This is a genomic window from Frankia sp. CoBUL1 (genome assembly GCF_978021245.1).
The window spans coordinates 1-8,187 of sequence record NZ_CDXDOS010000153.1; the positions used below are offsets into that span (position 1 = coordinate 1).

The window sequence follows — 8,187 nt, forward strand, 5'->3', positions numbered from 1 at the left end:
ACCTACAAAGAAGCAACCGCCTGGCCACAGACCGTAACACTCAACCTCGCCGCTTGACAGCCAAAAACATGGGATGTCTGACCGGTCTCGGGATGGAGGCGCCGTTCCTGCGGGGAGCGCTCGACCGGCTCGGTATCTCCGTCGAGATCGGCCAGCGGTACGAGTACAAGAACGCCGTCAACACGCTGGTGGAGTGGGACTTCACCCCGGCGCACCTGGAGGCGGTCAGCCGGATCATCGAGTCCAGCTCTGACCAGATCGTGGCCGGCATCGCCGAGGGACGCGGGCTGTCCACCGACCGGGTTCGGCGTCTGATCGATCTCGGACCGCTGGCCGGGTCCGTCGCGCTCGACACCGGTCTCGTCGACCGTCTCGGCTACCGCGACGAGGTGTACGCGGCGGCACGGGAACGGGTGACGCGGGGGCCGTCGGCCGGATTCGGGGGTGACGGGGAGGGCGCGGGCCGGGAGGATGCGCGCCGCGGGTCCGGCGCGGAGCCGGTTTTGATGTACGCCTCCGCCTACCGGCGGTCCGCCGAGCGGCGGGAGAAGTTCCCGGCGCTTCGCGTGGCGGCGCTGGCGGCTGGCGGTCCGGCGGCTTTCTTCTTCCGCGAGGTTCCCGATGATCGGGACGGCTCCCGTCCCGACGGCGCCGGGGAGGCCCACCTCCACCCGGACGAGGCCGCGGGCATCGGGACGAGTGCGCTGGCCCCCTCCGTGACGGCGCCGCATCGCGACCCGAAGAAGTCGGTCATCGCGCTCATCCACGGGACCGGGCCGGTCGTCCTCGGACACGGTGCCCCGGGTCCGTTCTCCGGGCCGGTGCTCGCCGCGGCGGCCTTCCGTTCCGCCGCGCGTGATCCCGCGGTGGCGGCGGCGGTGTTCCGGGTGAGCAGCCCTGGGGGTTCCTACGTCGCATCCGACCTGGTCCGCCGGGAGGCCGAGCGGTTCCGGGCCAGCGGCCGGCCGCTGATCGTCTCGATGGGTGACGTGGCGGCCTCTGGTGGCTACTTCGTCGCCCTGGCATCCGATGCGATCGTGGCGAACCCCGGCACGCTGACCGGCTCGATCGGGGTGTTCGCCGGCAAACAGGTGATCAGCGGACTGCTCGACAAGGTGGGAGTGGGCTTCGGTGCCGTCGCGGAGGGCGAGCATGCGCTGATGATGTCGCCGCGGCGGCCCTTCACCCCGGGGGAGCGGGAGAAACTGGAGGAGTTCCTGGACCGGGTCTACGCCGACTTCGTTGACAAGGTGGCGGTCGCTCGCGGGCTGTCCCGGGACCAGGCGCACCAGCTGGCCCGCGGCCGGGTGTGGACCGGCGCGGACGCCCATGCGCACGGCTTGGTGGACGTCCTCGGCGGGTTGGCGCAGGCGATCGAACTCGCCTGGTCGCGCGCCGGTCTGCCGGCCGGTGAGACTCCGCGGGTGCGGCTGACGCCCAAGCCGTCGGTGCTGGAACGGGTCCGGTCGCCGAAGTCCAGCGAGGACCGCGGGGCCGCCGGGTCGCTGGCCGGGTCGCTGGCCGGGTCGCTGGCCGGGTCCGCCCTGGGCCTGCTCGGCGCTGGTCCCGGTGCCGGCTTCGTCCCGGGTTGGGGGGCGCTGGCACCGCTGGCGGCGCGGCTTGGTCTGCCCTCGGCCGGTCCGCTGGTCATGCCGCCGATCGGGCGGATCGGTTAGCGGTCCGCACCGGTGGCCCACAACGAACTCGCCGGCCTGTGGGATGCGTGACACCGCCGTCCGCGGGAGGATCGACGCCCGGGTGCCCGACGGCCAGGCAGGTGGTGATAATGACCGTCGGGTGGCCGGTAAACGGACCCGCCGCGGGTGAATGGACGCGCCGCGCCGGGCCGGGACCGGCGTCGCGTCGCCGTGGGGCGACGGTAGTCTCGCAGCGACCGGTTTCGTCCGGACGGCACCGCTCGTCCCGCGCCACGATCCGCGGCAGGCCATCAGGGTCTGCCCCGGTGGCCTGCCGCGGCGTGGTGGCTTCCGGTCACCGGCCTGTGGCGGTCCGCTGCTGCCACCGCGTCATCGTTCCGTGTCAGAGCGCATACCGGAGGTCGAAGCCGTGCCGTCTATCGAGGCCGTCGGAGCCCGCGAGATCCTTGACTCGCGCGGTAACCCCACCGTCGAGGTCGAGGTCGTCCTGGAGGACGGCACGCTGGGCCGCGCCGCGGTGCCCAGCGGGGCGAGCACCGGTGCCTTCGAGGCCGTCGAGCTGCGCGACGGGGACAACCGCTACGGCGGCAAGGGCGTGACCAAGGCCGTGGCCGCGGTGATCGACCGGATCGGTCCGGCGATCATGGAGTTGGAGGCCACCGAGCAGCGTCTTCTCGACGCGACGCTCATCGACCTCGACGGTACCCCGGGCAAGTCGGCTCTCGGCGCCAACGCCCTGCTCGGGGTCAGCCTGGCGGTGGCCAAGGCGGCGGCGTCGTCGAGCGGCCTGCCGCTGTTCCGGTACCTGGGAGGTCCGACCGCGCACCTGCTCCCGGTGCCGATGATGAACATCCTCAACGGTGGTGCGCACGCCGACACCAACGTCGACATTCAGGAGTTCATGATTGCTCCGATCGGCGCGAGCACCTTCGCCGAGTCGCTGCGCTGGGGTGCGGAAGTTTATCACGCGCTCAAGAGCGTGCTGAAGGCGCGGGGCCTGGCGACCGGTGTGGGCGACGAGGGCGGCTTCGCGCCGAGCCTGCCCACCAACCGGGAGGCTCTCGACCTCATCGCCGAGGGGATCGACAAGGCCGGCTTCGCCCTGGGGACGGACATCGCCCTGGCGTTGGACGTCGCCTCCACCGAGTTCTATGCGGACGGGTCGTACACCTTCGAGGGCAACTCACGTAGCGCAGAGTATCTGAGCGACTACTATGCCGAGCTCGTCTCCGCCTACCCGATCGTTTCCATCGAGGACCCGCTGGCCGAGGATGACTGGGATGGCTGGGTGGCGCTCACCGAGCGGCTCGGTGGCAAGGTGCAGCTCGTCGGGGACGACCTGTTCGTGACCAACCCGGAGCGGCTGGCCCGCGGGATCGCCTTGAAGGCCGCAAACGCCCTGCTGGTGAAGGTGAACCAGATCGGCACGCTGACCGAGACGCTCGACGCGGTGAACCTGGCCCACCGTAGCGGCTACCGGGCAATGATGTCCCACCGGTCCGGCGAGACCGAGGACACCACCATCGCCGACCTCGCCGTCGCGGTCGACTGCGGTCAGATCAAGACCGGCGCCCCGGCGCGCTCGGAGCGGGTCGCGAAGTACAATCAGTTGCTGCGCATCGAGGAGGAACTCGACGACGCGGCCCGGTACGCGGGCGCCGCCGCGTTCCCCCGCCGCAGGCAAGCCGGCTGATCCCATGCCGCCGCGGAACGCCGCGCTGACCACGAGGGCGACCCTGCTCGCCGTCGTGATCTGCGTGCTGGTCCTGACCCTCGCCTATCCGCTGCGGCTGTACCTGCAGCAGCAGGCCAAGCTCTCCGAGCTGAGCCGGACCAACGCACAGGCCCAGGCGAGGGTCAACGAGCTGCGGGCGACGGTCGAGCGCTACGACGACCAGGCCTGGGTCGAGGACGAGGCGCGCCGTCGGCTGCATTACGTCAAGCCCGGTGAGCGGGCGTACCTGATGCCGATCAAACCGGCACCCACCAAGGACGGCGACGAGACCCGCGGCGGGTCGTCCGGGGGTTCGGCCTGGTATGCCCGACTCTGGTCGGAGATCTCGACGCCGTAGCGGTCACGGGGCGGGAGCCCCGACCCCGGTGCGGCGAAGGAACGGGCTTGGCGGACGGTGATGACGGCGAGGGGGCGAGTATGGCACCGGCGGTGACGGCCGAGGATCTCGAGATCGTGCGCCGTCAGCTCTCCCGCGAGCCGCGAGCCGTCCTTGCGGTGGCCCATCGCTGCTCGTGCGGTCTTCCCGACGTGGTCGAGACCGCACCGCGGCTTGCCGGCGGCACCCCCTTCCCGACCCTGTACTACCTCACCTGCCCCCGGGCTGCGTCGGTGATCTCGCGGCTGGAGGGGGCCGGGGTGATGCGCGAGATGACAGCCCGGCTGACGGAGGATCCGCGGCTCGCCGCCGCCTACGCCGTCGCCCACCGGGACTACCTCGCCCGGCGCGACGCGCACGAGGTGCTGCCCGCCGCCCCGAGCGCGGGTGGCATGCCCGATCGGGTCAAGTGCCTGCACGTCCTCGTAGCGCACAGTCTCGCCGTGGGTCCGGGAGTCAATCCGTTCGGTGACGAGGCCCTTGCGGCTGTTCCCGACTGGGGTCGGCGGGGGCCGTGCGTGGCCGGTGGCCGATGTCCGGGCGTTGACGAGGCCGAGGCGCCCGGACCCGCCCCGGGCGGCGGGGCGGCGGGCGACGGACCGACCGGCAGTCGTTCGACAGGGGACCCGACGGGGGATCCGATAGGAGATTTGACCGGGGAGGAGAGACCGTGAGTCGGGTCGCCGCGATCGACTGTGGAACCAACTCGATCCGTCTGCTGGTGGCGGACGTCGAGGGATCCACCCTGCACGAGCTGACCCGCCAGATGGAGATCGTCCGGCTGGGGGCCGGGGTCGACCGGACTGGTGAGCTCGCGCCGGAGGCGCTCGCCCGCACCTTCACCGCGCTGCGGGACTATGCCGAGCAGATCGAGCGGCTGGGAGCCTCACGGGTGCGGATGGTCGCCACGAGCGCGACCCGCGACGCGCGCAACCGCCATGAGCTCGTCGCCGGGGTCCGCGCGATCCTCGGTGTGGACCCCGAGGTGATCAGCGGGAACGAGGAGGCGGCCCTGTCCTTCGGCGGCGCCATCGGTGACCTCGTCGGCCGAGCCGGTTCGTTTGACGCCAGTTCGTCTGCCGGTTCGGTCGAGGGCGCGCCGACGGGGCCGGGCGTGGCGGGATCCGACCCGGTCGCCACGCCGATCCTGCTCGCCGACATCGGCGGCGGCTCGACCGAACTCGTCCTCGGGGACGTGAGCGGGGTGCGGGCCGCCCGTTCGGTGAACGTCGGATGCGTGCGGCTGGCGGAGCGGCACCTGCACGATGATCCGCCGATCGGCGCGCAGGCCGCGGCGATCGTCGCCGACGTGCACGCGGCACTCGACCTCGCCGCCCGTACCGTGCCCCTGACCGAGGCGGCGACGCTGGTCGGCGTCGCGGGGACCGTCACCACGGTCGCCGCCCTCGCGGCTGATCTCCCCGAGTACGACCCGACCCGCATCCACCTGTCCGTGACGACGGCGGAGCAGGTCGCGCAGGTCACGGACCGGCTGCTGAGGATGACGCACGACCAGCGCGCGGCCCTGCCGGTGATGCACCCGGGTCGGGTGGACGTCATCGCCGCCGGCGCGCTCGTGCTGCGCACCCTGGTCGAGCGAACGGGCGCCGCGGCGGTGGTGGCAAGCGAACGCGACATCCTCGATGGGATAGCGCTGGCCCTGGCCGCCGCGCCGGGCGCCCCGGCCACCGGGCCCGAGCGGGCGGCGCCGCCCGTCACCGCCGGCCCGTCGGTATGAGGACCGGCTGTAGGAGGACCGGTGGGGCGGGGGTGACGGACGGGACGGGTGACCCGGTGCGGTCAGGGAGTCCGGTGCGGCCGGGAAGCGGTTGGCCGGGGGACCTCGCCGCCGCCGACACGCCGGTCGCAGCCACGCCGGCCGAGGTCCGCGCGTTGGCCGCCGACGCGACGGGCACCCGGGAGCTCGATGCCCGGATGTCCGTCTGCCGGGCCTGCCCGCGCCTGGTCACCTGGCGGGAAGAAGTCGCGGCGGTGCGGCGGGCGGCCTTCGCCGAACAGGCCTACTGGGGGCGTCCGGTGCCCTCGTTCGGCCCGGGCGACGCCCGGATCCTCGTCATCGGTCTGGCGCCCGCGGCCCACGGAGGGAACCGCACCGGACGCATCTTCACCGGGGACCGCAGCGGCGACTGGCTGTTCGCCTCGTTGCACCGCGTCGGGCTGGCGGCGCTGCCGACCTCGGTGTCCGCCGGGGACGGTCAGCGTCTGACGGCCACGCGCATCGTCGCCGTCGTCCGTTGCGCTCCGCCCGCGAACAAGCCGATCACTACGGAGCGTGACATCTGTCGGCCCTGGTTGGTGCGTGACCTAGAGCTTGTCCGGTCCGCCCTGCGGGTCATCGTCGTCCTCGGTGGATTCGCCTGGCCCGCCCTGGTCCAGGCCGGATTCCCGGTTCCTCCGCGCCGGGTGTCGTTCGGGCACGGCGTGCGGGTCGAACTTCCCGTATCCGGGGTGTCGGTCGTTGGTTGCTATCACCCAAGCCAGCAGAACACCTTCACCGGTCGGGTCACCGAAGTGATGCTTGACACGATTTTTGGCACGGCGGCGGAGCTCGCGGAAGTGGTTGAGCGGGCCGGGTAAGTCTTTGTCCTTGTGGCCGTCGACACAGAAGGTGAGCCGGAACACGGTCCACACGCATCGGCACCACGGGCCGAAGACCGCCGGTATTCGTGTCCTGCGTCACGAAAAAGCTGGGCGGCCAGCCCGGGACCAGGGTGTAACACGGCCCTCGTGGGTACGTTTTTGCCATGGGCTACGGGCAACCACCGCACATCCTCATCGTCGGCGGAGGATACGTCGGCATGTACACGGCCCTGCGGCTGCGGCGGAAGCTGCGCCAGGACGAGGCATTGGTCACAGTCGTCGAGCCCAACTCGTACATGACCTATCAGCCTTTCCTCCCGGAAGCGGCGGCCGGCAACCTTGAGCCACGGCACGTGGTGGTACCACTACGTAAGGTGCTGAAGGGTTGTCGGGTTGTCAGCGGAAGCGCGCTTCAGGTGTCGCATGGGACACGGACCGCCGTGATCCAACCATCCCTTGGCGAGAAATTTGATCTTAAGTACGACATCTTGGTGATGTGTCCGGGATCGGTGGCGCGAACCCTGCCAATCCCAGGTCTCGCGGAGCAGGGCATCGGCTTCAAGAGCGCGGCCGAGGCCATTTATCTCCGTAATCAGGTCATCAGCCGGTTGGACGCGGCCGCCTCGGTGACCGATCCCGCGGTCCGGCGCCGGGCGCTGACCTTTCTCTTCATCGGCGGAGGGTATGCCGGAATAGAGGCTCTTGCCGAGTTGGAGGACATGGCCCGCGATGCGTGTTCTTTCTATCCTGATCTGGAACCGACGGATATGCGGTGGGTCCTCGTTGAAGCCGCCGGCCGTATTCTTCCCGAGGTTTCACCCGGAATGGGGCTTTATACCCTCCGGCAGCTCGAGCACCGGGGCATCGACGTCAGGTTGAACACGCGGGTCGAGAGCCTGGTCGGTGGGCGGGTTGTGCTGAATAACGGTGAGGAGTTCGACGCGGGCACCATCGTGTGGACGGCCGGGGTGCGGGCGAACCCGATGCTGGCCGACACGGATCTGCCCTTGGACGATCAAGGCCGGGTGCGTGCGACCGCCTTCCTGCAGGTCGACGGGGTGGGTGACGCGTGGGCCGCGGGTGACTGCGCGGCCGTGCCCGACCTGACCAGGGGCGAGGATGTCACGACCGGTCCCTCGGCCCAGCACGCCGTCCGCCAGGCCCGCCGGCTGGCCCTCAACATCCTCGCCGAGCTGCGCGGTGAGCCCCTCGAACCATACGCGCACAGCTATGCCGGCAGCGTGGCGTCCCTGGGCCTGCACAAGGGTGTCGCCGAGGTCTACGGGGTCAAGCTGCGCGGCTGGCCCGCCTGGTTCATGCACCGGACGTACCACCTGAGCAGGGTTCCCACCCTCAACCGCAAGACCAGGGTGGTCGCGGACTGGTCGTTGGCACTGTTCTTCCGCCGCGAGATCGTCTCGCTCGGATCCTTCGCCGATCCCCGGGCCGAGTTCCGCCGGGCGGCGATGCCGCCCGCGTTCGCCGCGGCCATCTCCCCAGGCACGCCCGGCACTCCGGCCACGACGACCGGGCGGAGCGGGACCACTCTCGTCCCCGCGTCCGGCGCCCCCGCGTCCGCCGTCGCCGCCGACTCGCCCGGCGATGCCGAGGGCGGTGAGGACGCGTCCCCGGGTGAGGATGTCGTCCGGGCCGCACCGACCGGCAGGATCTCCCGCGGCCGGAGCCGGACGCCCGGTCCGCGCGGCACGTGAACTGAACGCCCGGCGGCACCGTGGCCGGCGTGTGACGGTAGGGACGCCGGGAGCCCGCGGGCCGGTGAATCGTCGCCCGGTTGCGATGGTTCACCGGCCCTCGTG

The 8,187-nt window shown here is 71.4% G+C and carries 7 protein-coding genes; all 7 read left to right on the top strand.

Annotated elements, in window-relative coordinates:
- Positions 1–68 precede the first annotated feature (68 nt).
- The 7 genes from AC08OX_RS11965 (at position 69) to AC08OX_RS11995 (ending at position 8,082) form a co-directional block, all read left to right on the top strand.
- Positions 69–1,676 (top strand): S49 family peptidase, encoded by a 1,608-nt coding sequence (locus tag AC08OX_RS11965; RefSeq protein WP_476607890.1) that lies wholly within the window; start codon positions 69–71, stop codon positions 1,674–1,676.
- A 391-nt stretch (positions 1,677–2,067) separates the two neighbouring features.
- A complete protein-coding gene (eno, locus tag AC08OX_RS11970) occupies positions 2,068–3,351 on the top strand; it encodes a phosphopyruvate hydratase (protein WP_476607891.1) in 1,284 nt (427 codons plus the stop codon).
- A gap of 4 nt (positions 3,352–3,355) precedes the next feature.
- Complete coding sequence (locus AC08OX_RS11975) at positions 3,356–3,730, top strand: FtsB family cell division protein (RefSeq protein WP_476607892.1); 375 nt, start codon at positions 3,356–3,358, stop codon at positions 3,728–3,730.
- Positions 3,731–3,810: 80 nt separating this feature from the next.
- Positions 3,811–4,443, top strand: a complete 633-nt coding sequence (locus AC08OX_RS11980) for a DUF501 domain-containing protein (RefSeq protein ID WP_476607895.1) — start codon at positions 3,811–3,813, stop codon at positions 4,441–4,443.
- Positions 4,440–5,507 carry a Ppx/GppA phosphatase family protein gene (locus AC08OX_RS11985; protein ID WP_476607893.1) on the top strand — a complete coding sequence of 356 codons (1,068 nt, stop codon included), beginning with the start codon at positions 4,440–4,442 and terminating at the stop codon, positions 5,505–5,507. The genes AC08OX_RS11980 and AC08OX_RS11985 overlap by 4 nt, the downstream gene beginning before the upstream one ends.
- 56 nt (positions 5,508–5,563) lie before the next feature.
- Complete coding sequence (locus tag AC08OX_RS11990; RefSeq protein WP_476607896.1) at positions 5,564–6,367, top strand: uracil-DNA glycosylase; 804 nt, start codon at positions 5,564–5,566, stop codon at positions 6,365–6,367.
- Between the two features lie 167 nt (positions 6,368–6,534).
- The gene (locus AC08OX_RS11995; protein WP_476607894.1) at positions 6,535–8,082 is read left to right on the top strand and encodes an NAD(P)/FAD-dependent oxidoreductase; all 1,548 of its coding nucleotides are present in this window, start codon (positions 6,535–6,537) and stop codon (positions 8,080–8,082) included.
- Positions 8,083–8,187 lie beyond the last annotated feature (105 nt).